Source organism: Nitrosomonas sp. Nm33, from assembly GCF_900107265.1.
Classification (GTDB): Bacteria; Pseudomonadota; Gammaproteobacteria; order Burkholderiales; family Nitrosomonadaceae; genus Nitrosomonas.
In genome coordinates this window covers 1-23198 of sequence record NZ_FNPJ01000051.1, presented here as the reverse complement: position 1 = coordinate 23198, position 23198 = coordinate 1, and the positions used below count along the sequence as shown (strand labels likewise).

Annotated in this window: 20 protein-coding genes and 1 pseudogene; 5 read left to right on the top strand and 16 right to left on the bottom strand. The window is 51.3% G+C overall.

Translation table 11 applies throughout. The features are described from left to right. Nucleotides 1–227: pseudogene (locus BLV54_RS16470) on the top strand (hypothetical protein); the annotation flags it as partial. A gap of 380 nt (nucleotides 228–607) precedes the next feature. Here the strand turns inward: BLV54_RS16470 and BLV54_RS10645 are convergent. The 4 genes from BLV54_RS10645 to BLV54_RS10630 form a co-directional block, all read right to left on the bottom strand. Further along, a complete protein-coding gene (locus BLV54_RS10645) occupies nucleotides 608–919 on the bottom strand; it encodes a hypothetical protein (protein WP_090571510.1) in 312 nt (103 codons plus the stop codon). Between the two features lie 645 nt (nucleotides 920–1564). After that, nucleotides 1565–4684, bottom strand: a complete 3120-nt coding sequence (gene putA, locus BLV54_RS10640; RefSeq protein WP_090571507.1) for a bifunctional proline dehydrogenase/L-glutamate gamma-semialdehyde dehydrogenase PutA — start codon at nucleotides 4682–4684, stop codon at nucleotides 1565–1567. 298 nt (nucleotides 4685–4982) lie between these two features. Then, nucleotides 4983–6746, bottom strand: a complete 1764-nt coding sequence (locus tag BLV54_RS10635) for a diguanylate cyclase (protein WP_090571504.1) — start codon at nucleotides 6744–6746, stop codon at nucleotides 4983–4985. A gap of 233 nt (nucleotides 6747–6979) precedes the next feature. Next, complete coding sequence (locus BLV54_RS10630) at nucleotides 6980–7792, bottom strand: hypothetical protein (protein ID WP_090571502.1); 813 nt, start codon at nucleotides 7790–7792, stop codon at nucleotides 6980–6982. Between the two features lie 230 nt (nucleotides 7793–8022). Between BLV54_RS10630 and BLV54_RS10625 the strand changes: the two genes are divergently transcribed. Further along, nucleotides 8023–8751 (top strand): hypothetical protein, encoded by a 729-nt coding sequence (locus BLV54_RS10625; RefSeq protein WP_090571499.1) that lies wholly within the window; start codon nucleotides 8023–8025, stop codon nucleotides 8749–8751. Between the two features lie 402 nt (nucleotides 8752–9153). Here BLV54_RS10625 and BLV54_RS10620 read toward each other — a convergent pair whose 3' ends face one another. From BLV54_RS10620 to BLV54_RS10610, 3 genes are all read right to left on the bottom strand, one after another. Beyond that, nucleotides 9154–9543 (bottom strand): hypothetical protein, encoded by a 390-nt coding sequence (locus tag BLV54_RS10620; RefSeq protein ID WP_090571498.1) that lies wholly within the window; start codon nucleotides 9541–9543, stop codon nucleotides 9154–9156. Nucleotides 9544–10540: 997 nt separating this feature from the next. Then, nucleotides 10541–10927 carry a BTB/POZ domain-containing protein gene (locus BLV54_RS10615; protein WP_090571496.1) on the bottom strand — a complete coding sequence of 129 codons (387 nt, stop codon included), beginning with the start codon at nucleotides 10925–10927 and terminating at the stop codon, nucleotides 10541–10543. Nucleotides 10928–10957: 30 nt separating this feature from the next. Then, nucleotides 10958–12154 carry an SMP-30/gluconolactonase/LRE family protein gene (locus BLV54_RS10610; protein ID WP_090571494.1) on the bottom strand — a complete coding sequence of 399 codons (1197 nt, stop codon included), beginning with the start codon at nucleotides 12152–12154 and terminating at the stop codon, nucleotides 10958–10960. Between BLV54_RS10610 and BLV54_RS16145 the strand changes: the two genes are divergently transcribed. Both BLV54_RS16145 and BLV54_RS15620 read left to right on the top strand, forming a co-directional pair. After that, entirely contained in the window at nucleotides 12147–12308 is a 162-nt protein-coding gene (locus tag BLV54_RS16145) for a hypothetical protein (RefSeq protein WP_176969744.1), read from the top strand. The genes BLV54_RS10610 and BLV54_RS16145 overlap by 8 nt on opposite strands. Before the next feature lie 283 nt (nucleotides 12309–12591). Continuing rightward, complete coding sequence (locus BLV54_RS15620; protein ID WP_143032482.1) at nucleotides 12592–12861, top strand: hypothetical protein; 270 nt, start codon at nucleotides 12592–12594, stop codon at nucleotides 12859–12861. Here the strand turns inward: BLV54_RS15620 and BLV54_RS10600 are convergent. From BLV54_RS10600 to BLV54_RS16140, 5 genes are all read right to left on the bottom strand, one after another. Continuing rightward, nucleotides 12828–13154 (bottom strand): transposase, encoded by a 327-nt coding sequence (locus BLV54_RS10600; protein WP_090571491.1) that lies wholly within the window; start codon nucleotides 13152–13154, stop codon nucleotides 12828–12830. The genes BLV54_RS15620 and BLV54_RS10600 overlap by 34 nt on opposite strands. Further along, nucleotides 13147–15759, bottom strand: a complete 2613-nt coding sequence (locus BLV54_RS10595) for a hypothetical protein (protein ID WP_090571489.1) — start codon at nucleotides 15757–15759, stop codon at nucleotides 13147–13149. The genes BLV54_RS10600 and BLV54_RS10595 overlap by 8 nt, the downstream gene beginning before the upstream one ends. 329 nt (nucleotides 15760–16088) lie before the next feature. Beyond that, the gene (mdoH, locus tag BLV54_RS10590) at nucleotides 16089–18656 is read right to left on the bottom strand and encodes a glucans biosynthesis glucosyltransferase MdoH (RefSeq protein ID WP_090571487.1); all 2568 of its coding nucleotides are present in this window, start codon (nucleotides 18654–18656) and stop codon (nucleotides 16089–16091) included. Next, the gene (locus BLV54_RS10585; protein WP_371113288.1) at nucleotides 18649–20223 is read right to left on the bottom strand and encodes a glucan biosynthesis protein G; all 1575 of its coding nucleotides are present in this window, start codon (nucleotides 20221–20223) and stop codon (nucleotides 18649–18651) included. The genes mdoH and BLV54_RS10585 overlap by 8 nt, the downstream gene beginning before the upstream one ends. Then, nucleotides 20220–20579, bottom strand: a complete 360-nt coding sequence (locus BLV54_RS16140) for a hypothetical protein (protein WP_176969743.1) — start codon at nucleotides 20577–20579, stop codon at nucleotides 20220–20222. Before BLV54_RS16140 ends, BLV54_RS10585 begins: the two co-directional genes overlap by 4 nt. 710 nt (nucleotides 20580–21289) lie before the next feature. On the opposite strand from BLV54_RS16140, the gene BLV54_RS10570 reads away from it, so the two are divergent. Continuing rightward, nucleotides 21290–21487, top strand: a complete 198-nt coding sequence (locus tag BLV54_RS10570; protein ID WP_090571481.1) for a hypothetical protein — start codon at nucleotides 21290–21292, stop codon at nucleotides 21485–21487. Between the two features lie 287 nt (nucleotides 21488–21774). On the opposite strand, the gene BLV54_RS10560 is transcribed toward BLV54_RS10570, so the two are convergent. The 4 genes from BLV54_RS10560 to BLV54_RS10545 all read right to left on the bottom strand — a co-directional run. Further along, nucleotides 21775–22161, bottom strand: coding sequence for a sensor histidine kinase (locus tag BLV54_RS10560; RefSeq protein ID WP_090571477.1), 387 nt, complete (start codon nucleotides 22159–22161; stop codon nucleotides 21775–21777). A 142-nt stretch (nucleotides 22162–22303) separates the two neighbouring features. After that, nucleotides 22304–22603: a transposase gene (locus tag BLV54_RS10555; protein ID WP_090571475.1), complete on the bottom strand. Its 300-nt coding sequence runs from the start codon at nucleotides 22601–22603 to the stop codon at nucleotides 22304–22306. 6 nt (nucleotides 22604–22609) lie between these two features. Next, nucleotides 22610–22816: a hypothetical protein gene (locus tag BLV54_RS10550; RefSeq protein WP_090571473.1), complete on the bottom strand. Its 207-nt coding sequence runs from the start codon at nucleotides 22814–22816 to the stop codon at nucleotides 22610–22612. A 59-nt stretch (nucleotides 22817–22875) separates the two neighbouring features. After that, nucleotides 22876–23198: transposase (locus BLV54_RS10545; protein ID WP_090572414.1), on the bottom strand; the 323-nt coding region annotated here is incomplete at its 5' end.

Sequence of the window (23198 nt, the reverse complement as noted above, 5' to 3'; positions counted from 1 at the left end):
TTGGAAGTGATTCGCAAAAATATTGTCCAGTTGTTTATGAAAAATATGAAATTACAGACTTCCCTCAGAAAATAGGGAGTTTTGCAAAGGTCTCATCGCGTCAGTATTATGATAAAAAACGCGCCGAGGGCAAAAAACACAATCAAGCAATTCGAGCTCTAGGCCGCCATTTGGTAAGGGTCATCTGGTCAATGACCAAGCAAGGGAGAAAATACGAAATTCGGTAAATAGATTACAAAAATCGCTTGAAAATTTAAATGGGATGTTCAGTTATTGTATCTTGCAAAATGAACGAATTGACCGACTAACAGTACTGTAATGAACATTAAAATACGCTGCAATTTCAAACATTGTGTAATGTCCCATTTTGATATCGCATTCATTGCCTTTCTTCTATCAGTAATACCGGTAACAATTTGGTCCATTGGTTTCTTGGGCGATTTCTTCGATCGCTTGGTAATATGAATACTGTCACTTTGTTTCAAACTAATATGTTTTTGTATCTCACTAATAAGACCATTCTTCTCTATATTCATTTATGGCTACGTATCATAAATGCACTTTATGCATTACACCATTTACTACGAATCGCGCACGCAGAGCTCAATCAGGAGCGATTCAGGAACTTCGCCCTTAACGTGAGGGGCGCGTCGAACTCTTTTAGATGAAATACCTTCGACGGGCCGCTGTGATGCGTTGTCAATATTTCGAAGAAACCGCTAATCTGAACCATCAAAGTACCGGTACCACCACTTGATGAATTCAGAACGTTGCCTGGTCGGAAATGAAACGCCACACTCACCAATTCGCCCCGTCGGTTCGGCAGCGGTAGCTGTAAATCACTAAATCGACCAGAGCCGATCTTATCGAGATCAATTTGCTCTTCCTCGACACGTCGCCACTGTTCTTCCAGCGCCACACTGGCGTCAAGCCAGCAATTTAGGAAGATGAGCCTTCCGGCGTTATGGTCAAGAAAGTCAATAAATGTGTCATTTGTCTCACGAGATGCCGACTAGCGGAGTAGAAAAACCTGTGATTCGGCCAAATAACCGTTTGAATTTCTCTTTCATTCACCAAAAAAGAATAATATCCAAAAAATTTGATATTTCTGGCGTGATTATCGTTTGTTATTATTCGTTAATACCCCTTTGATTTCGATTGTCATACCTTGTGAATCTTCTACAAGATGTTCTATTTCGAAAGTCTGTATTTTAATCATATTTGCAATCTGGCTTTGTGCATTCATATTCAACTTCACCCCAAGTAATTTGGTATTTGTCTATTTGTCGCTCTTCACTTTCGTAGAAGTATTGAAGATCCCTCGGGTCTATTGAATGGCCACCAATAATATACATTCATTACATCGAATTTTTATTTCTTGGTTATCTATTTTTAATCTCCATTAGTTGTTGATATGTGTTTTTCTCTTAACAAGTAATTTTGAAATCTTCATATTTTTAGCACTATTTTTCCATGAAGTTAGGGCATTTCTGCTTCTGAGGCTATCAAGTTCACTTACTTGCTCAAGTATTTTGTGAAAAATTGATTATCCGAAACAAAAATTCTATTTTTTATTGACTCTTCCCCGCGATAACAATGCCACATTACCCCCTACTGCAGCCGTATTGATGGTGACTACGCGTTCAGTGGCAAAGCGTTGCAGATAGTTGGGGCCGCCGGCTTTGGGGCCAGTGCCGGAGAGTCCTTCACCACCGAAGGGTTGGGAGCCAACTACGGCGCCGATCATGTTGCGATTGACATAAGTGTTGCCGCACCGGGCGTGTCGGGTAATGTAGTTGATGGTTGAGTTGATGCGGCTATGTATGCCAAGTGTGAGGCCGTAGCCGCTGTGGTTGATAGCTTCGACTACTTCATTTAAGTGATTGGCCTGATAGCGAATGATATGAAGGATGGGGCCGAACACTTCATGCTGGAGTTGGCTGAGTCTTTCGATTTCGTAAATACGCGGGGCGAAGTAGCTACCCTGCTCACTGCCTTGCGGGAGTGGCATGGCCTTGATCAGGCGCGCCTCCTGATCCATCCGTTCACAGTGTCGTTGCAGTTCGGCACAAGCTGAAAGACTGATAATGGGGCCAATGTCAGTGCTGAGGCGCATGGGATTGCTGATACGCAGTTCATCCATCGCACCGCTGAGCATTTCCATGATCTGCTCTGCTACTTCCTGTTGCAGAAACAGCACACGCAGTGCTGAACAGCGTTGCCCAGCACTGTTGAAGACGGAAGTAATAACATCTTTCACCACTTGTTCCGGCAACGCGGAGCTATCGACAATTATGCAGTTCTGGCCGCCGGTTTCAGCAATAAAGGGAAGAATGCGCTCACCTTGAGCCAGAGTCTGATTGATCTGGCGCGCAGTGCTGGTAGAACCGGTAAAAGCGACACCGGCAATGCGAGTATCGCTTACCAGCTTCATGCCGATTTTGCTGCCACTACCGGGAATGAAATGGAGCACTTCTTTAGGAACGCCGGCTTCGTGCAGCAGGCGCACTATGTACGCGCCACATAAAGGCGTAAGACCTGCGGGTTTGGCAATAACGCTATTGCCCGCAGCAAGTGCGGCAGTAATCTGGCCAGTGAAAATGGAGACAGGGAAATTCCATGGGCTAATACAAATGAATATACCACGCCCAGCCAATCGTAATTGATTACTTTCACCCGTGATACTGGGCAATGTAACGGAATGAGCAAAATGGCGGCGCGCCTGGGCTGCATAATAACGGCAGAAATCAATGGCCTCACGCACTTCACTAAGCGCGTCATGAATGGTGCGCCCACCCTCTCGAATAATAAGTGACATCAATTCGGCGTGCTGTGCTTCAAGCAGATCGGCAGCTCGCTCCAACAAGGCAGCGCGTTCGCTGGCGCTGCTTTTGGCCCATTCTGGTGCAGCGTCGTAAGCAGCATTGAGCGCTTGGTCAGCTGCGCTACTATCAGCGAGAATCACTTCACCGACGACATCGGTATGGTCAGCGGGATTGAGAATGGTCTGGACGCTTCCTGTAAGTATATGGCCATCAACTATCGGTGCAGCACGCCACAACTGCTTGCATGCTTTTTCCAATGCCTGGTCGAGATGTATTTGTGCATCGAGATCTGCGAGATTGAGGCCACTGGAGTTAAGTCGCTCTTTACCGTAAAGTTGGCGTGGCAAAGGGATACGCTGGGCATGATATTCCAGTTCACTAACCGGATCAGCAATGATTTCCTCGACAGTGATCTGTTCGTTAGCAATCTGGTTGACGAAAGAGCTATTAGCACCATTTTCCAGCAGCCGCCGCACCAGGTATGGTAACAGCTCCTGGTAGTTGCCGACGGGCGCATAAACGCGACATTTGATCTGAGGATATTGATCGAACACTGTGCTATAGAGCGCCTCGCCCATTCCGTGCAAACGCTGGAACTCGAAAGATTGCTGCCCAGCCATGACGATGACGGTAGCAACGGTGCGGGCATTATGGGTAGCAAATTGAGAATAAAAGAGCTCGCCATTGTCGAGAATCCGGCGAGCACAGGCCAGATAAGAAATATCGGTCGCCACCTTGCGCGTGAATACCGGATAACCGACGAGACCACGTTCCTGCGCTTGTTTGATTTCTGTATCCCAGTAGGCTCCTTTCACAAGGCGGACAGGGATCTGGCGTTTGCGTTCGCTGGCCAGTTGCGCCAGCCAGTCGATCACATGAATGGCTCGTTTCTGATAAGCTTGCACTGCCAGGCCGAAACCATGCCAACCGGTGAGCGCTTCGTTACGATATACGGTTTCAAATAGATCGAGCGAGAGATCGAGCCGTTCTGCTTCTTCCGCGTCAATGGTCATGCTAATGTTGGCAGCCTTGGCGGCAAGCGCCAGTTCCAGTAAGCGCGGTGACAATTCGTCCAGCACTCGCTCGCGCTTGGTGTATTCATACCGAGGATGGAGCGCAGAAAGTTTCACCGAAATGCCAGGACGGTCAAATAAGCCGTCAGGACTGATCTGTTCGCCCAGCGCAGTAATGGCATGGTAATAATCAGCAAAATAGCGCTCTGCATCTGCAGCGGTGAGCGCCGCCTCACCGAGCATGTCAAAAGAATAGCGGTAACGCCTGTTACTATCCTCTCGGCTGTGCTTCAGTGCTTCGTCAAGGGTACTGCCCATGACGAATTGATGGCCGATGAGGCGCATCGCTTGCTTGATCGCTAACCGGATTACCGGCTCGCCGCTGCGGCCGATAAGACGACTGAACAGCGAAGAAGATTCCTCTAGCCTGACGATTCTTCCTGTCAACAGCATACCCCAGGTGGTAGCATTGACAAAGAATGAAGAGCTATGCCCAAGGTGGCGCTCCCATTCAGCGCTAGAGAGTTTATCCTGGATCAGCCGGTCAGCGGTCGCAGCATCAGGGATACGCAGCAGTGCTTCAGCCAGAGACATCAGCAATACACCTTCCTGGGTACTGAGGTCATATTCATGCAGCAATGCCTCAATGCCACCCTCCACCCATTCCTTGCTGCGCACCATGTTCACCAACTGCCGCGCCAGCGCCTCTACTTGCGCCTGTTCACGCTCATGGAGCTGGACGAGTGGAAGCAGGCGATTAAGCTGCTCAGCCTCATCGTAGAGATAAGCATGGTTGAGAACAGATCGAGTTGAGGTCAAGGATGGAAAGGGGATGTCACGGATCATGAGAGTCGGGTTCCCTTTGTACTATTGAGGCATCAAAAATAAACAATCTTTTTATAAAATTGAAATGTATCTACGGTCTAATTACATTTCTAAATCAAATCTGACTTTGTCGGCTTCTCCTTGCCGTATTATTTATACTGTCTGCAGCTCGTCTTCGTGTCATGTTTAATTTGGAAATGGAATAATGCAAAACCAGGAACAATGGTAAATACTTTAGAGCAAAGTTATCTTTGCTGATCATTACACAAAACCTCATTGATTTAGCTGCATTTTTGCTCATTAAATACATTCAGACTATTCACACCTCACGCCAAGTATCACCGCCAGCCCGCTTGGCTTCGTACATAGCCATATCTGCAAGGCGGCTCAGCTCAGAAAGAGTGCGACCATGGTCGGGATAGTGTGCTAGCCCCACGCTGGCCGATAGGCTGTGGCTGCGTGTGCTGACATGAACTGACTCGTGCGTCGCTTCCAGCAGTCGTTTGATTACAGTCGTGACGATGCGCGGACTGGCCGACGGTGAAAGCAGCACAACAAATTCATCACCACCCACACGCGCCACCAGATCCTCTTGCCTCACACAAGCCTGCATGCGCTGGGCCAAGGCACGCAGTACCTGATCGCCTTCGGCATGACCCCATTGATCGTTGACAGGCTTGAACTTATCTAGATCCACAGTCAACAGACTGAAACCATGATCAGTCTCGCTTTCAGTATATAGCTTGAAGCGCTGTTCGAGCGCGCGACGGTTAGGCAGACCGGTTAATTCGTCGGTAAAGGCTGCTTCACTTTCATAACGAAGGCTCTTGATGCGTCCTGTCAGCACCAGAGAGAATATCAGGCTCGCAAAAGTGGCCGCCGCTGGTAGAGCTACTTCAGTCAGGGGGTTAGGCATCAGCCATCCACTGCTGCGTAACAGAAAAATGACTGAACTCGCCAGTAGCAAGGTGTAAGCAGCCAAAAAGTAGCGCGCTGCCGCCATGCCTTGATGCCAGCGCCGGATTGCAATATAAAGTACTAAAGCCGCAACTGGTAACGATAGCGCAGTCAGCACCACAGATGGTAGCGCTTGCAGGCCAGCCACACGCATCGTGATAATAAGCAGATAACTCAGCATGATGACCTGCAACAACCGGTGGGCGCCAGGGAGAAACGTGCTGGTACGAAAGAAACTCATAATGAAACCAGTCAGAGTCAGCCCCCACAGACTGGGCAACACAATCCGCCCCATGGCTACCCACTGTGGCCAGTCCCGCCACCACCATTGAGCAGTGTGACCATGCAGATGGGCCAGGAAAATACCCAGTGTTATAGTGGTTGCAACATACCAGCCGTAAGTTTGGCTGCGCAAACTCAGTGCCAGAAAAAGATTGTAGAGGCACATAGCCAGCAGTGCACCGTAGATACTGCCCAGCAGCAATTCACCCAAATGCTCATGGTCCTCAAGATCATCCTGGTGCCACAATGCTACTGGAAAGCTTGCACCAGCGGGGTCATAGGCACGTAGATAGATGGGGCCTTGCTCAGGCAGAATAAAAGCGTATTGGCGCCATTCGCGCTCGCGCCCCGCTGCGAACGGCACTCGCTCGCCAGAGGCGAGTTCCTCGAATTCTCCGAATGCATTGCGGCGGTACAAACGCAGATCGTAGAGATTGAGCGGTTCAACTACCAGCCACCACGGTGCACCGCGTTCAACCTCAGTCCGGCGAAAGTCTAACCGCAACCAGTGGGCCTCTGATCCTAAACCAGCTCCGCTCCAGCCGCTTGCTGGAATAAAGCGTTGCGGTTCAGCCAGGATTTGTGACCAAGGTAGTCGTGCAGTGTCATCGATCGCTGCTGCCATCCGCTTGTTGATCACCACACCACTCAGTCCACGTTCAAGCAATAGTTCATCGGCTTGTGCTGGCGCGAACAGCCCCAGTAGCAGAGCCAGTAGCAAAAGTAACAGGCGAACAAAATATTCAGGCGCGCAAGCACTCAAACGGTTTGCCCGAGGCATTGGGCACCGGCTGGATAATAGCACCTGGATGAGTGTAGGAAAAATAACCAATTTATTTTGCATTATTGCAATGTACTCCAATGTACTCAAGAGATTCGGTATGCGCCTGAAAGTACTGACATGCAATCATGGAGCAGGGTTGCATTTGGCTATCATCGCACAAACTTCAGAAGATTCGATTGTACTTTGGTGCTATAACCAATAACTTACAAGGTAAGTTGTATAAATGCAAAAGATTGCACAAATCGGATTAGTATAAAATATACTATCCTTTAATGGAGAATGAGCTTTTTTGCTCAATACAGGGAAACGATTGTTTTATCTGTTAATAATCCACTGGGTTGTAGACAATGTTTCTCTTTTCCTAACACTTTCTTGTAAGCAAATCGCGGACGTTGCTGCCAATGCTGAGAAAATGACTGTTTGTCCGTAGCAAAACCTGATTGATCACGAGTCGCGCAGAAATGTGTACAAATATGCTGATATAACGTATGTCGTTTCCAGTATACATAATGAATACCATCAGCACTCATCCATTCCGGTTTCTGTTCACAAAGCACAAATTGCTTATGTGCTGCCAACTCAATCAAATCCTGATGGACTGCCTTTGCCCGCTCAACCGCTTCATTTCTGGAAAGCTGGCAAGAGGGATAAAACAGATTCCGAAAAAGTTGATAACGCCATTCTGACAGTGATTCAATCGATACAATTGGCAGATTGGTCATCACAATATACGCTGACTGCTTCTGCAATTGCTCGACACACCAGGTGACCCATTGCAGGATTTGGTGAGGCAGGTATCCGTAGAGAATATCGTTGCCGATATCTGTCAAAAAAGCATAAGTAGGTCGCGCTTCACCCGCATCGAGCTCTGTCCATAAACCGCTGGCAATAATACTCGGCAATTCGCGTATCAGCACTTGACTGCTCTGACCATAAGAACGACCATGCCCCGCAGCAACCAGCACTTCACTGGGTCCACCACAATGATGCTGAATTTGCTGAATGACCAAGGGCAAAGACAAGGTCAAATTACTGGCACCTAACAGGATAATTCGGTTTACTGGGTTGGGTTGCCGATACAAGGCCGTCGACTTCGCTTGGTTCATGAAGTCATTTCAATCATATGCAACGAATGAAGCAAGCTTAATCCAGATAAATATCATGGGAATAGTGTACGATTTGGTTATGATGCTTGCTCTTACTGCTTATGCAGTTGGTTAAAAAGGCTGAAACAGTCCACCATGACTAAATTTATTTTCAGCGATTATTTTCGATCATAAAGATAAATTCTGATAAAAAAATCAATTAATTGGGCACATTTTGCATAAGAATTTTAATGAAAAAACGTTACTTTTTTAATATCCGTTCTTTTCTTTTACTATGGGTTCTGATTCTGACTCTCATCACTGAACCGATTTTTGCAAGTTTGTTAATTATTGATACGAAAGGTTATTCCTCTGGGCGATTGAGTAGAGTAGCTCTTGAAAGAACTTTTAACAATGCCTATATTGGTGAGGTGTTACTTGGCTATGACAGCATAACTTTTGTCAGTTTTGGCAATCAACCACCTAATTTAGTTTCTAATCCGTGGCAGTTTTGTTTTGAAAAAGACCGTTATGAAGAGATTGAAAAGTTTATTGGTAATAATGTTGTGCTTGAATTCAAAACACCCAAAAAAAATGCATTACTTTCCTGTTCTGCAACTAACGAATTAGTGACAATCTATCCGGTAGACAAAAACCAAACACTGGAGCAAACCCATTTTATTGGCAGGATTCATACCAATGATCCTGAAATATCCTCTGGTATTGAGTTTGGTAGAATAGTCAATGTGATTGAGAATAAAGATTTATTGAGAAGTTATTTCATGACAATCCAGATGGGAGGCGGTGGAAGTAGTTTCCGCCATTTTGTTATGGATGACCCTGATTTATTTGATTTTGCTGTCAAATGTCTAAAAATAGGGGCAATGGTAAGAATATACTTTAGTGAACGATTCTCTGTGAGAAATCTTTTTGGACTGAGTTCGATGTCATTTGTCTCAGAAATAGAAATCGTTGACTAGATAGAGTCAGGCTGTCTATGGGATTCCCCAATGATCGTAATACTGTTTGTTGGGTTCCAAATTTTTCAGAATCTGGTTTTGAATTTCAGTTGAATAAGCTGGAAGTGGGAAAAAATAGGTAGACTATGATGAAAAAGAAGCGGACAACCCCTTTTTTTTCATTACTGCACCTACAAATCTAAAGTAGTCAGGTTTCAACCTTATCACCTTGTTTTCCGCCATTCCCAAGGTGAATTTGCTGAGCATCCGGTAAACTCCATCAACCTACTCTATTTTGTCTAGCTTGTTTTTCCAAACATAGATATTTTGATCACTGACGGCCAAAAAACAGCATAGGTAACAGAAAAGAGCTTGTACAGAAAAATTGTGTTTGCGCTTTCTGTCAATTCATCTCAATAACTTTTATTTAAATATTTTTTTAAGTTTTCCAAAAGGGAAAATTGTGATACAGGTGGGGCAAGCTCCGGATGAATCAATAGTTGCTTCAGTGTCTGAATGAAAAACAATACTTATTGGAACTTCAGGAAAACTAATTGGATTTACTATTATTTTTTCTGTCGAGATATCTTTTATTGATCCAACATAAGTAGCTTTAAATACATCTCCAGTAAATCCTAGTAAAGGTAAGTCAATAATAACTAATGTATTACCATCCTGGAAGATAGAATAATAAAGCTTCTCCCTCGATTCATTTTGCCAGATACCGTCAATGGATTTTAAATCAACTGCGAGCGAGCTTACAGGGAATATTATGAAGAACAAAATTATTGACTGTTTTATATATTTAAACAAAATAGTTCCTATTACATTGCCTAAATTATTAATTAAAAATGTTTTTACAATAATTTTTATTCTATCTGTCTTTTTACCTCTTCTATAAAGTCCGCAGCTTTAGTCTCTGCAACAAAGGGTATTTTTTCATTTCTTCCTTCGATAAAAAAAGAAAATCCTTCTTCGACTCAAAACTTATAGGGTTTGCCTTTTGGTTTGGCTGCTTTTATTACAGGATCTGTTAGTTTCATGTGGGTAACTTTTCAAAGCAAATAAGAGTTACCTTTATTTTAGGTTTGTTACCCGCATTTTCTACTATTGCCTACTGTTAGCTAAAATCTCTTGAAACTGTTTATTTAAGCCAGTATCTTGGACAATGATAGATATCAATTTGCATTGATATGGTGGAGAGAGAGTCTGGCATTATTATAATTTAGAGCATTGATATATAAAGATATTATAATTAATATAGTTAATTAGTCTTACCTTTCGTCTTTCCTAACGATTTAGGTCAAGATAGATAATTCTCCAGTAAAATCTTTTCCGTTCTCAAACATTATTATTACTCTACACTTGAATATTCTTTTATCCTAAATTCCTCAGTTGAAGACTCCTAAATCGCTCAAGAACCCTATTGATTAAGGTTCTTTGAAAGATCCATGGCATTACCAATCAGATGAGATTTTAGTGAAATAATCAAAATCTGCTGAAAGTGTTGCCACACCTTGCTCTCAGCTTGTTTACTGTAACTGAGGAGCAGTTAACATTTTTGGCTGTGAACCGTTGATAGTACTAGATTACAGCTATTTTCATTCTAAATTCCAACTGAGGAATTTAGGTTTATGAGAATAACAATCCGTAAGATAGACATATAGCCTCCTGTGAATTCGAATTCATGTAGAAAACATACCGCATCACTTAAAGATTAAACTGGAAATACTTTCACCCATGATTGGCGTAGCTGATTCTTTACTTTAATCCGTGATAATAAAATTGACCGTGACATAGAAGAGCTCGTTCATGAGCATGCATATGATAATGAAGTTGCACGCCCCGCGACGCGTTGTATCCTTGAGCCGGTGCCAGCGAAATCACCGACGTTCGTGATGTAGACCTTCTTGTGGACGCGGTCAAACTCCAGGCCGAGCAGCGGAGCCGGGAAGTCGCGCTGTGAGAGAAGCTTGCCGTCACGGTTGTACCGCAGCAGCTTGGAGGGGGCCGTGAACGTAGTGACGTAGATATCGCCGTTCGCCGGATTGGCCGTAATACCCTCCGTAACCACCGCGAAAGTGTCCACGTCGCGATCGATAAACAATCGCCGGGTGTCGTCCGCAAAGACGGGTCCAGCGCTGAAGGCGATGGCGGCGAGCAACAGGCATGTACAGTGTGCCAGGGTCTTTTTCATGTGCTCCTCCTTTTTCGATTCGCGATCCGATCACCGCACCGGCAACGGCTCGCCCCCTATGAACAGCTGCTGGTCCATGCAGGAAATCTTGCCGCGCTGCGGGCCCGTTGGCTTTATTTCTCCGGCGTCGTTGGGAAAGTTGTCGCGGCGGACGGCGTCGAGATTGACCGTGCAGAACCTGCGGTCCGACAGAACCGGGCTGGTGTTGAACTCCAACGGGCCGGTGTTGCGCAGGCCCGTGAGGGTATCGGGCGCGTTGCGAAACACTTCGATCACCTTGCCATTGTTCGTCACCACGATCACCGCGTTACGCTCGTTGGCATCGACCCAGATATTGCCGACGCGGTCGAGGGCGATCCCGTCCGCGCCTTCCAGCAGAGGGTGGGCAACGAAAATGTTATCGAGGCACAGCGTATTAAGGGTAAAGGTGGTATCGCAATTCATCCTGCTCTGGACATTGCCGTGGCGGTCGAGCTTCACTTTCCACAGCGCACCGCGCGCGGTGTCGGAGACGAAGAGGTCTCCGTCCTTGTTGAACGCCAGGCCGTTTGCCACTAGGGGCTGGGAGCCCGCCGTGTTCGTAGCCGTGCGTGGGGCCGTGGGGGGCGCCGGCGTGAACGTGATCATTCCCAGCGGCAGGGTCCGGACATCACGGCCGACACCACCAACGTTCGCAGCGTCCAGAATGGCGTCGTTCGCCATGGGCTGAATGCGAAACTCCTCGGTCACGACGCCAGCTGGCGTGATTTTCCACACGCGCCCCTGGCCGGTGGTGCCGTCGCTCACCCAGAGGTTGTCATCGCGGTCGAAGGCAACGCCGTTGGCGCCCGGCACGCCGGAGGCGAACTCCGTAGCGAGGGGCGGAGTCTCGGCATCAGGAAGGAAGCTGAAAATCTTGCCGGAGTTGGGTTCCGTCACGTAGAGCCGGCCGGCGTGGTCGAAAGCAAGACCCAAGGGCGCGCACGGCGCAGGAATGCGACCGACTGTCACCGGCAGCGGGGTTGCGATGTTGCTATCGAAACGAAACACCGCGCAATCACCGCCCGCCGGGCGGGTCGGTGTATAGAGATTTCCCCGATCGTCCCCCGTCAAGCCTTCGATGTTGAGGTCCGTCGTGACCAGAGTGGAGAAGGTCGCTGACCGAGGGAATTCATCGGCCATCGCCGGAATCGAAAGTGCGCCCCAAAAGAGCAGAGGCAAGGCGATCAAGGTGTTCCTCGTGTTCATCGGTTCCTCCTTTGTAGTCGGTACGGGGAGAAACGACACCGTCTCCGCTCTCTATGCCCGCATTGCGACAGGTTCGATAGTCTTGGCCGGCTGGCTTCCTAGTCCGAAAGGATTACCCCGCGCCTCACTTGAATTCCGCGGTGGCGGTGTATAGGAAAAATAAACGCCCTTTTACACCAAAGCTGGATGTACTCGGGAACGGTTTGGTTGTCAACCATACCGGCAATTAATCCGAAATTCACAAAATTTGTGTCATACCATCAGCAAATAGTGTTGATTTTTAATCGTTTTTTGTTAATTACGCGAAAGACGCTCAAGCAGAATGGTCAGCTTAATCAGGAAGTGTGCTGAAAAAGATGAGCCACGAATCAAACGGGATCGAAAAGACCCTGGACCTGCACAGGTGAACGTGGCGGCGCTCGGGAGGACAAGCCGAGATGGTCAAGAATTTTAGTGATTGCACCGGATTCCAGGATGACAGCGATGATTTTCAGGGTTCCACCGCCAATCGCGGGCCGGGTAATGTAGCGGCACAAACGTTCCAGTTTGCTGCGTTGGTTCATGGTGCACGTACCTCGGCATGCAGACTGAAGCCGTGGGCGTTGGCACAGTATGCCTCAATAGACTGCGGAAGTGTGTTTTGTGCAGGCGCAGTTCTTAACGTCAATACCTTTTACCCTGCCCGGGGTCCGAGTGCGATCCGATAGGTGCAGGTCGCCGATTGCAGCGGAGCTAAAGCGGTATCCGCTTCCATGTCGGCCAGGTAGGTCATGCCCTCCTCCTCAATAAGTGCGCCGTGGCGGGTCAATGCTTTTTTCATAATGTGTTGGATGATCTGGCTGAGCAATTTCTGCAGTTGTTCAGACGTCGGTGTGCGCACGCTGCGGAACTCCAGTACGCCGTTTTGGATGTGATAAACCCCATCAGGTACCAGGCAATGCAGATGAATGTTGAGATTGGCCGCCGAACCAAAGCGCTGAAATGGTTTGCCTTCATTCATCCCTTAGTAGAAAAACAGCGTCCTTCGGCCCCAGCTCCAGCCACTCTCCGACAGGTTGTCCGTTATTCGTCGCCGTATCCTGCCCGGGGGTGCCTTGAATCCGTTGAAACGCTTGCCCGGGGAAAAGCTTCTTCATATCGATCTTTTGCGGGGCAAGCGAAGGATTGGCGACCACCGCGCCATGCTCGAAGCCGCGGTACACGATATCCGGTGCGGACCGAGCCGAAAGCGCCGACAGCAGCACCGGCTCCGTGGATTCGATATCGAAAGTGAGATCAACCGAACCAGAGCCGATGCCCGGATAATAAAAGGTCGAGTCGAACGGTTCCCGGCCAACCCATGTCCGCAGCGTCGAGGGGGTATCGGGATCGGCCTCCGACGACCCGGATTGGCCGCCGCCCGTCAGCTGCACACCACCCCATGCACCTAAATCGCAAACCGAGTTATCCGCCGGACCGCTGTCGCCTTCAAAGCGCAGTTCCACCCGTTTTCCCGTCCACGGTTGCAAATCTACGGTATGCTCGACCCATCTCTCCGCCGTCTGATGCTCTGCAAAAACGACCGCATCCGGGTGTCCCGACTCACCGATACTTACCCGGAACGTGACGCCGTCCGGTTTTGCCTTGCAGGGGCGGGGCACAACGGCGGAATAAAAGTGCAGCTCCGCTGCCGACGGGTCGACTTTGATTGTCTTCTTCCAGTACGTATAGCCGGAACCTTTGCGATAAGGCGTACTGAAGCGGATCGCCGGATGCGCCGTACCATTAATATCCAGCCCGCTCTCCCGCGACAAGGTGGCTCCGTTGTCCGGCTTCCACATCCTTCCGTTATTTTCCGCTTCATTTCGTTCGCCCAACCGTTTCACCGTTCCGACAAGCAATCGCCCGGTCATTAGATCCGAAGGACGTTCCCAGCCGACGCGGACCATTCGCGCCATATTGTCCGTATACTTTGACATCGGCTCGCTCTTCATCCTGAGCATAAGGAACAGATCATTCCCGGACACCTTTAGATCTTCCCAGAGAAAATGAATCGCATCAGCGCCATCCGCCGCTTCAAGCCTGATACCGTCGGCCTCTTTCCTTATTTTCACATCGCCCACAATATTTCCTGCCTCGCGATCTGAAAAAACGTTCAGTAATTCAGGAGCTTGCGATGCAAGATGTACGGCAGAACCTGTCGGCTGTCCGAGCCAGCCAGACTGCTTCTTCGCTCCGGCCCACAATTCGTCCCACACACCGAACGCTTGGCCCGGGGGGACGAGGCCGTAAGTGAAATAGCTGTCGGTAAATACCGCGGCGGCCATCACGAGACGGGTAGTGGAGAAAGGCACAGAAGCGAGGATGTCGCTCCCGTTTTCGACAAATTTATGGTTGATATAGGAAAAATTCGGCGGGTAGCTTGAACGGTTCCAATAAAGTAAATTGTTCAAACCCGTGGACCATTCCCTGATTTTCAGATCATGAGTATTCGGCATGCCCTCCATTTCGATGCCGTTGACGATCCCGAACGCCCGCTGAGTAAATTCCGAGTCGCCATCGGCCAAAATCAGTTTGTTGCTGCCCATCGTTTGCCGCAACTTCCGCAGAAAGTCGACCACCCCTTGGCGATATACGTTCACGCCGCCGATGATCCCGTCGTCACCCTTGCCGTCCCCATCGGTATCCACCGATAGGCCGCTTGTGTTGTTCGCGACGAACCTCCCGGTGTACAGAACGTCGAATTCGACGCCGTCGAACGAGGCGAGCACGCCTCTCGGCTTGAACAACCCACCCATCTCCGCCGCCAAAATATCGCCAGCGCTTTTCCCATCGGCGTCGCGCGGGGCGCCGCTGCTGTAATTGTACATCCACATCATAATGTTGTTCATGTTTCCAAAAGGACCGTGGCCGACGAGCGGGGCGATGTAGGCGCCGGCTTCGAAGCTTCGAGCGGCCGTTCCGTAGGCTCCTCTGACCACTTGAAGCGTTTTGCTTTTATTATCGATGCTGGTCAGCCGCAGATGCTCCGCATGGTTCCAATCCGGCTTGCCGTCCGGTAAAAGCGGACAAATCGTCAAATCGTCGTTGGCATTTTTGTTTCTTCCGGTATTCATCAGGAACAGTCCGGGATTTTCCACATGGACCGTCATGCTTCGCGCATCCAGCTCCTCTGTCAGATAGGTTCCTTCGTAATGGAGCCAGTGTCCGGGAAAATAACCATTATGCTCATACCTCGGATCGCGGGCCGTGCCGTTATAGTGGAGCAATACGGTTTTCTCGGGAAATTCCTTCGCATATTGGGAAAAATATGACAGTCGTTGCGGGGAGCCGTCGAAATGCTCCTCCCCCAGTACTTTGCCGACGATGCCTTGCAGCGGGGAAAACGTTGCACGCCATGCGTCGTAGTTCATCTTGCCCGCCAATGCTTCCGACGAACGAAAAGCCATGGTCAGCGGATATCCTTGCTTCGTTGCGCCTGAAGCGGCGAACTCTTCGGAGCCCTCGACGGCTTCATTATTTTCGCCCTTCTCGGGCACCGGCGAGTTCATTTTGTAAAAAACCAGGAAAGCGGCGATGACAACGAGAGCAACCCCTGCCATTCCAATCCAAAGCTTTAATTTCATTTCAATCCCTCCGCTTCGAAGTCACAGTACCACCCGTTCAACGGGTGGTTTGATATTGCTCCTAAAAGGGGCATGGTACTGGCTGCGCCTAAAGGCGCTCTGGCGCCAGTGCGTACTGGAGATGCCCGCAGGGTGGAGGTCCTGGCGAGGGCAAAGTACAGGGCGCACAAGCCGCCCCATGCAGCCGGACGGGGGAAGGCGCGGGGAGCATCCTGCTCGCGCCCGTCCTGGGCGCAGCCGCTCCGCAACCCCGTCGTCCGGCCAGGGTGCTGTTCGGGACCGGCTCGACGATCGGGGCGGTGGCACCATCCCAACCGCCCCCGTCTCCCCTACCTCGCCAGCAGCACTCCGTCGGCCTCCGGCCTTGCCTCGTCGAGCGCGATGCTCCGGGGCTGGCTGGTCAGCGAGCGCCGCCAGGGCGCCAGCCAGCTCTCCCGGCCCTCCTCCCACAGCCGCAGGTGCAGGCGCGACAGGGCCACCGGGTCGCTCAGCAGGGCCAGGCGGGCCTCGCCGTCGAGCTGTTCCGGCCCGTCGGCCAGCGCCTGCTCCACGCGTTCGCCGCGCAGCGTCTCGGTAAGCCGTGCCGTGCCGTGCCGCGCCGTGCCCATGGCGCAGGCCAGGGCGTTGAGCAGCGGATCGACCGTCGCCCGGACGAAACCGTCCCTGAGTGCTCGCTGCCGGTTCTCCCGAGTGTACTCATCGGTGGCACGCAGCTCCTGCGGCGTGTCGTACTCTTCGGGGATGAGGAACAGTTTACAGTGGCGCGAACGCAAACCCAACCTGACCCGGCTGGTGATCACCGACATCGGGATGGATAGCATCAGCGAGCCGACGATGGGCGACAGCCACCAGAGGAAGTGCGGGTTCAGCCAGGCCACCAGCAGCGCCCAGGCGATGCCAAGCAGGGTCTGCCCGCCATGCCGGCGCACCGCCTCGCTCCAGGGAGTGGCATCGTCGTCGCGCTGCGGCGACTTCCACTGCACCGACCAGCCGAGGAAGGCGGCGATCACGAAGCGGGTGTGGAAAAGCATGCGCACGGGCGCCAACAGCATCGAGAAGAGCATCTCCAGAAGCATGCTCAAGGCCACCTTGAGCACTCCGCCGTAAGCCTCGGCCCCCTTCACCCAGACCAGCATTACGCTGAGCAGTTTGGGCAGGAACAGCAGGGTCAGGGTGGTGGAGAACAGTGCGATGGCGCGCTCCGGGTGCCATCGCGGCCAGATCGGGAAGAGCTGCCTCGGCGCCAGGAAGTACTGCGGCTCCATCAACTGGTGTACCGCCAGCAGTGCGGTGGACAGCACCAGGAAGAAGAACCACAGCGGCGCCGACAGGTAGGACATCACCCCGGTGAGAAACACCGCCCGGTGCACCGGGTGCATGCCCTTGACCAGGAACAGGCGGAAGTTCATCAGGTTGCCATGGCACCAGCGGCGGTCGCGCTTGAGCTCGTCGAGCAGGTTCGGCGGCAGTTCCTCGTAGCTGCCCCGCAGGTCGTAGGCGATCCATACGCCCCAGCCGGCGCGACGCATCAGCGCGGCCTCAACGAAATCGTGGGAAAGGATCACCCCGGCGAAGGATCCCTTGCCCGGCAGCGATGCCAGCGCGCAGTGCTCGATGAACGGCTTGACGCGGATGATCGCGTTGTGCCCCCAGTAGTGCGACTCGCCGAGCTGCCAGAAGTGCAGGCCGGCAGTGAACAGCGGACCGTAGACGCGGGTGGCGAACTGCTGCATGCGCGCATAAAGGGTGTCCATGCCCGACGCCTTCGGCGCGGTCTGGATGATCCCGGCCTCGGGATTGGCCTCCATCAGCCGCACCAACTTGGTCAGACATTCGCCGCTCATCACGCTGTCGGCATCCATCACCACCATGTAGCGATACTGGCTGCCCCAGCGCCGGCAGAAGTCGTCGATGTTGCCGCTCTTGCGCTTCACCCGGCGCCGTCGCCGGCGGTAGAAGATGCGCCCGTGGCCGCCGGTCTCGCGGCACAGTTCGAGCCAGGCCTGCTGCTCGGCGGCGGCGATGTCCGCCGAACCGGTGTCGCTGAGGATGAAGAAATCGAAGCGGTCCAGCTCGCCGCTGGTGGCCACCGATTCGTAGGTCGCCCGCAGGCCGGCGAACACGCGCGGCACGTCCTCGTTGCAGATCGGCATGACAATGGCCGTGCGGGCCTCGGTGGGAATCGGCTCGTTGCCCACGCTGCTGCCGGAGATGCGGTAGCGGTCATACCCGGTGAGCAGTTCCCAGAACCCCATCAGGGCGGTCCAGAAACCGGCCGAGACCCAGCAAAAGAGGATGGTGAAGAGGAACAGCACACCGAACTGGATGACATACGGCAAGACCTGCTGCAGGGTCTGCTGCCAGGTCTGTCGGGTAATTTCTTCGAGATTGACGAAAGCCCAGCCCTGATAGGGCAGGATGTCCTTCATGTACCAGGTGGCAATGGTGGTCTGGCCCACCATCAGCAGCAGCAGGATGAACCGGCGCAGCGAGCCGACCCGCTGCCAGCGCGCCTTCGGCAGGTCGCGGGCCGGCTTCGGCGGGCTGAGGCGGCCGGTGAACCGGCGCCAGATGCGCACCAGCACGTTGGTGCGCCAGGGTTCGGGGATGACCTTGGTGCGGCAGATCGGCGGCGCGGCCGCTAGACGGGCGCGGCCGGCGGCATCCGCGGCGAGCACGCCGGACGCCACCAACCCGTCGCCGTCGCCCTCGGCCAGGCGCCGGCCAGCCGAGGCCAGGGCAGGATCGGCGGCACCCGTCGGGGAGTCCCCGGCAAGCTGTCGGTGCAGTTCGCTGAACGAGCCGGCATCCGCCAGGCGCTCGCGCTCCGCCGCGGCCAGCGGCAGATGCTCGAGGTATTCGGCCAGAGGAACCTTGGTGGAAATTGGATTATTCATCGGCGGGCAACTGATAGCTCCAGGTTTCGGACAGGGTGTGCTCGCCGTTGACCAGCGCGGCGCGCATCTCCGTTGGCTTCTTCGGATCCTTGACGCTGATCCTCAGCAGCAAGCGCCATCCCTGGGTGGCCGGGTTGTAGCGCAGGCTGTTCTCCTTCACCTCTGCGTTGTCGTCGGTACTGACCTGGGCGCTGACCGGCGCGTCCGGCGCCAGCGCCTTCAGCGCAGGCCCCTCAAAGTCGACGACCAGCGCTGTGCTGCCATCCGGCTGGCGGATCAGGTTCTTCTGCTTCACGTCGCCCACCGAACGCAAGGTCTGCTTGACCCAGGCGGAGTTCGGATCGTGCAGCCCTGGCTCGTCGAGACTCCAGTGCAGGCGGTAACTGAAGTCCAGCGGCTGGCCCGGCTCCGGCTGGCTGGCCGGGCTCCAGAAGGCGACGATGTTGTCGTTGGTCTCGTCCGGCGTGGGGATTTCCACCAGCTGGACGCTGCCCTGTCCCCAGTCGCCCAGCGGTTCGATCCAGGCGCTCGGGCGCAGGTCGTAGCGGTCGTCCAGGTCCTCATAGCGGGAAAACTCTCGGCCGCGCTGAAGCAGGCCGAAACCCTTCGGATTCTCCACGCTGTAGCTGCTCACCGACAGGTGCTTCGGGTTGTTCAGCGGACGCCAGATCCACTCGCCGCTGCCGGCATGGATCTGCAGGCCGGTGGAGTCGTGCAGTTCCGGGCGATAGTTGTGCTGCGCGGAGGGCTGGTTGGAGCCAAACAGGAACATGCTGGTCAGCGGTGCCAGGCCCAGCCGACCGACCTTGTCGCGCAGGAACATGCGTGCCTTGACGTCGACCACGGCGTCTCTGCCCGGGCGCAGCACGAAACGATAGGCGCCGGTGGCGCGCGGCGAGTCGAGCAGGGCGAAGATCACCAGATGCTTATCCTGCAGCCTCGTCCGCTCGATCCAGAACTCGCGAAAGCGCGGGAACTCCTCGCCCGACGGCAGTGCCGTGTCGATCACCAGGCCACGGGCGGAAAGACCGTAGGCCTGGCCCTTGCCGATCATGCGGAAGTAGCTGGCGCCGAGAAAGGTGGTGATCTCGTCGAGCTTGCCTGCGTTGTTGATCGGATAGAGCACGCGGAAGCCGGCGTAGCCCAGGTTCTTGGTGACGTTCTGGTCGAACTTCAGGTCGCCGAAATCGAAGCGCGCGGAGTCATACTCGATTTCCTTGACACTGTTGCTGGTGATCTCGTTGATCTTCACCGGCGTGTCGAAATGCATGCCCTGGTGGTAGAAGCTCAACTTGAACGGCGTCTTCCTGTCCGACCAGTAGGCCTTGTCCATGTGGAAGCGGATCTGCTGGTAGTCGGCGAACTTCATGTCGCTGAACTCGGAAGGCAGGTTGCTGGTGGGTGCGGTGAATTTTTCACCGGCCATGGCCTTCGCCTTTTCAGCCACGTCGTCGAGATCGAAGGCCCTGACCGGGGCGGACGCCAGTGCCAGGGTGGCGACACCAGCCAGCAACAGGCCATGCAGGTAATGGTTGCGTGATGCGGATAGAACAGAACGAGAAGTCACAGATCCCCCTGTTGTCCAACACAAGAATAAAGTCGCTGCGTGTATAGTCCACATATTATGGGCTCGGTATTAAATGGCATGCCAGCAGCACCGGCAGGGTAAATTAAGCTAATTCTGGTATGAACTGTATTAGAATTGCCAGAAAAATTAATTCTCACACCCGGTGTAGCTATTGCAATCGACCGACTTCCTGCTACCTCTGAGCCTGTATCAAGCCAATGCCCCGGATGATCGGTGTAAGCAAAATTAACCTCGTTATTGCCAGCAAAGACGTTGCTTGCAGACAGAAAAGCCAGGATTGCTGTAAAGACAACAATCGCATTCACTATCTTTTGATATGACAACATACCCAACATGAGCTATTAATCTCCTATTAAGTAATTGATGAAAAAAAAAGCTATTTTCTCAATCCAACAAATAAACAATCTTGCCTTGAGAAAGAATGCAGCTAAAAAGATAAAGCAAATACGCTATGGTTACCACAGCTATAAAAACAACTTATTCATATTTAATGCCTATAAAAGCTTCTTTTTAAATTGCAAGATTCGCGCCACAATATATATGTTTTATAAAACAATAAGTTACATGAAATCTTATAAGAAAAATATAGAAAAATGTCGCTATTAATTATTTAGTTTTTATGCAAGATATATACATGATGCATAACACCATGTTTTTGAATGATTTATTTTTTTACTAATTAACGACGTATTTTTATACATGATATGCAACACCATGTTTTTGAAAGATTCATTTTGTCGCTAATTATGGACACACTACAAAGATGTTGTTTGGTTTTATTCCTAAATCAAACATGACGCAAAAGTAAGCTGCAGACAGACACTATAAATAATACGGAAAGGAGAAGCCTGATAAAGCCAGGTTTGATTTAGAAATGGAATGAGCTGATTACTCTGCAGATAACTGAAATCTTGCACACAAAATTATTGCTTCAAGTAAACTGCTCCAAATATCCGTAATAACACGCGCGAGTACAATTGTCATAATGGAAGAGACACAAACTGTTTAATTATGAATTAGAGCTAGGTATGGTGGATGAAATCCAGTGAACGACAAATGGCGCAACGCGCTGGGCAATGAACGCTTCGCAGCACAGGTATCGGCAGCCCTGGAACGGCGGGAAGCGTCCTGCAAGTCTGGACAGCCGCAAGGTTATAGAACCGGAATCCAGCAATCTGTTTCACACATAACCGAAAACCGTGATCTGTTCTCTATTCCAACGCAAACATCAGGAATTATTTAACCTGGATTCCTCAGTTGGACGGGATGGAGTGTGCTGCCCTGCGAGTGCAGGATAAAGCGCAACGACGCGGAATGGTCATTCCATTCCAAGGAGTTGCAATGCAGTCATGTACTTGCAAAATCGTGCAATCTGCACCGAAGCATAAACACCTGAAAGGCATGAGTGAAATCTACAAAAATTATAATATTCATACTGTTAATAACAGTATGAGCGATTAACTGAGAAATCCAGGTTTAAATCCATACTGGAGCCAAATACGACAATCATAGGAGGCGAATATGGATATTTTATTCAGGCAGCGAAAAATAAAAAATGGCCCCTTCTCCCGGTTTGCCCTCGGCCCATACTTTACCTCCATGTTTGTTAACGATGCGCTGCACAATGGCCAGGCCCACGCCTGTGCCTTTAAATTGTCCTTCGGGGTGCAGCCTCTGAAAAATGCTGAAAAGTTTGTCAGCATAGGTCATATCGAAGCCCACACCGTTATCGCGGAATGAATAAACGATTGTCCCGTCTTTTTTGTAGGAATTAATCTCTACTCTGGGGGCCTCTGAATAGGTGGAGTATTTAATGGCATTGGAAAGGAGATTAATGGTGTATAGGAAAAATAAACGCCCTTTTACACCAGAGCTGGATGTACTCGGGAACGGTTTGGTTGTCAACCATACCGGCAATTAATCCGAAATTCACAAAATTTGTGTCATACCATCAGCGAATAGTGTTGATTTTTAATCGTTTTTTGTTAATTACGTGAAAGACGCTCAAGCAGAATGGTCAGCTTAATCAGGAAGTGTGCTGAAAAAGATGAGCCACTAATCAAACGGGATCGAAAAGACCCTGGACCTGCACAGGTGAACGTGGCGGCGCTCGGGAGGACAAGCCGAGATGGTCAAGAATTTTAGTGATTGCACCGGATTCCAGGATGACAGCGATGACTTTCAGGGTTCCACCGCCAATCGCGGGCCGGGTAATGTAGCGGCACAAACGTTCCAGTTTGCTGCGTTGGTTCATGGTGCAACGTACCTCGGCATGCAGACTGAAGCCGTGGGCGTTGGCACAGTATGCCTCAATAGACTGCGGAAGTGTGTTTTGTGCAGGCGCAGTTCTTAACGTCAATACCTTTTACCCTGCCCGGGGTCCGAGTGCGATCCGATAGGTGCAGGTCGCCGATTGCAGCGGAGCTAAAGCGGTATCCGCTTCCATGTCGGCCAGGTAGGTCATGCCCTCCTCCTCAATAAGTGCGCCGTGGCGGGTCAATGCTTTTTTCATAATGTGTTGGATGATCTGGCTGAGCAACTTCTGCAGTTGTTCAGACGTCGGTGTGCGCACGCTGCGGAACTCCAGTACGCCGTTTTGGATGTGATATAGCCTAACCAGTTAAGAATGATTCAGAATGCATAGGATTTGAAGAGCGTATCGACGGTTTGGTTTTGTTGTCTACGGAGCGCCTTGGCCTGTGCCCATTTGTGTTCGATGGGATTGAGATCAGGAGAATAAGCGGGAAGGTATTCAAGGGTATGCCCGGCGTTATGTATGGCATCCCGTGTGTCTAGTCTCTTATGGAAGGTGGCATTGTCCATCACAACGATGGAATGTAGTGGCAATTTAGGCAACAGGTCCTGCATCGCCCATCCATGAAACACATCAGCATTGATGTTGGCTTCAAACAGGCCGATGGTTACCAGTAACTTTCCAATCAGGGCGCCAATCG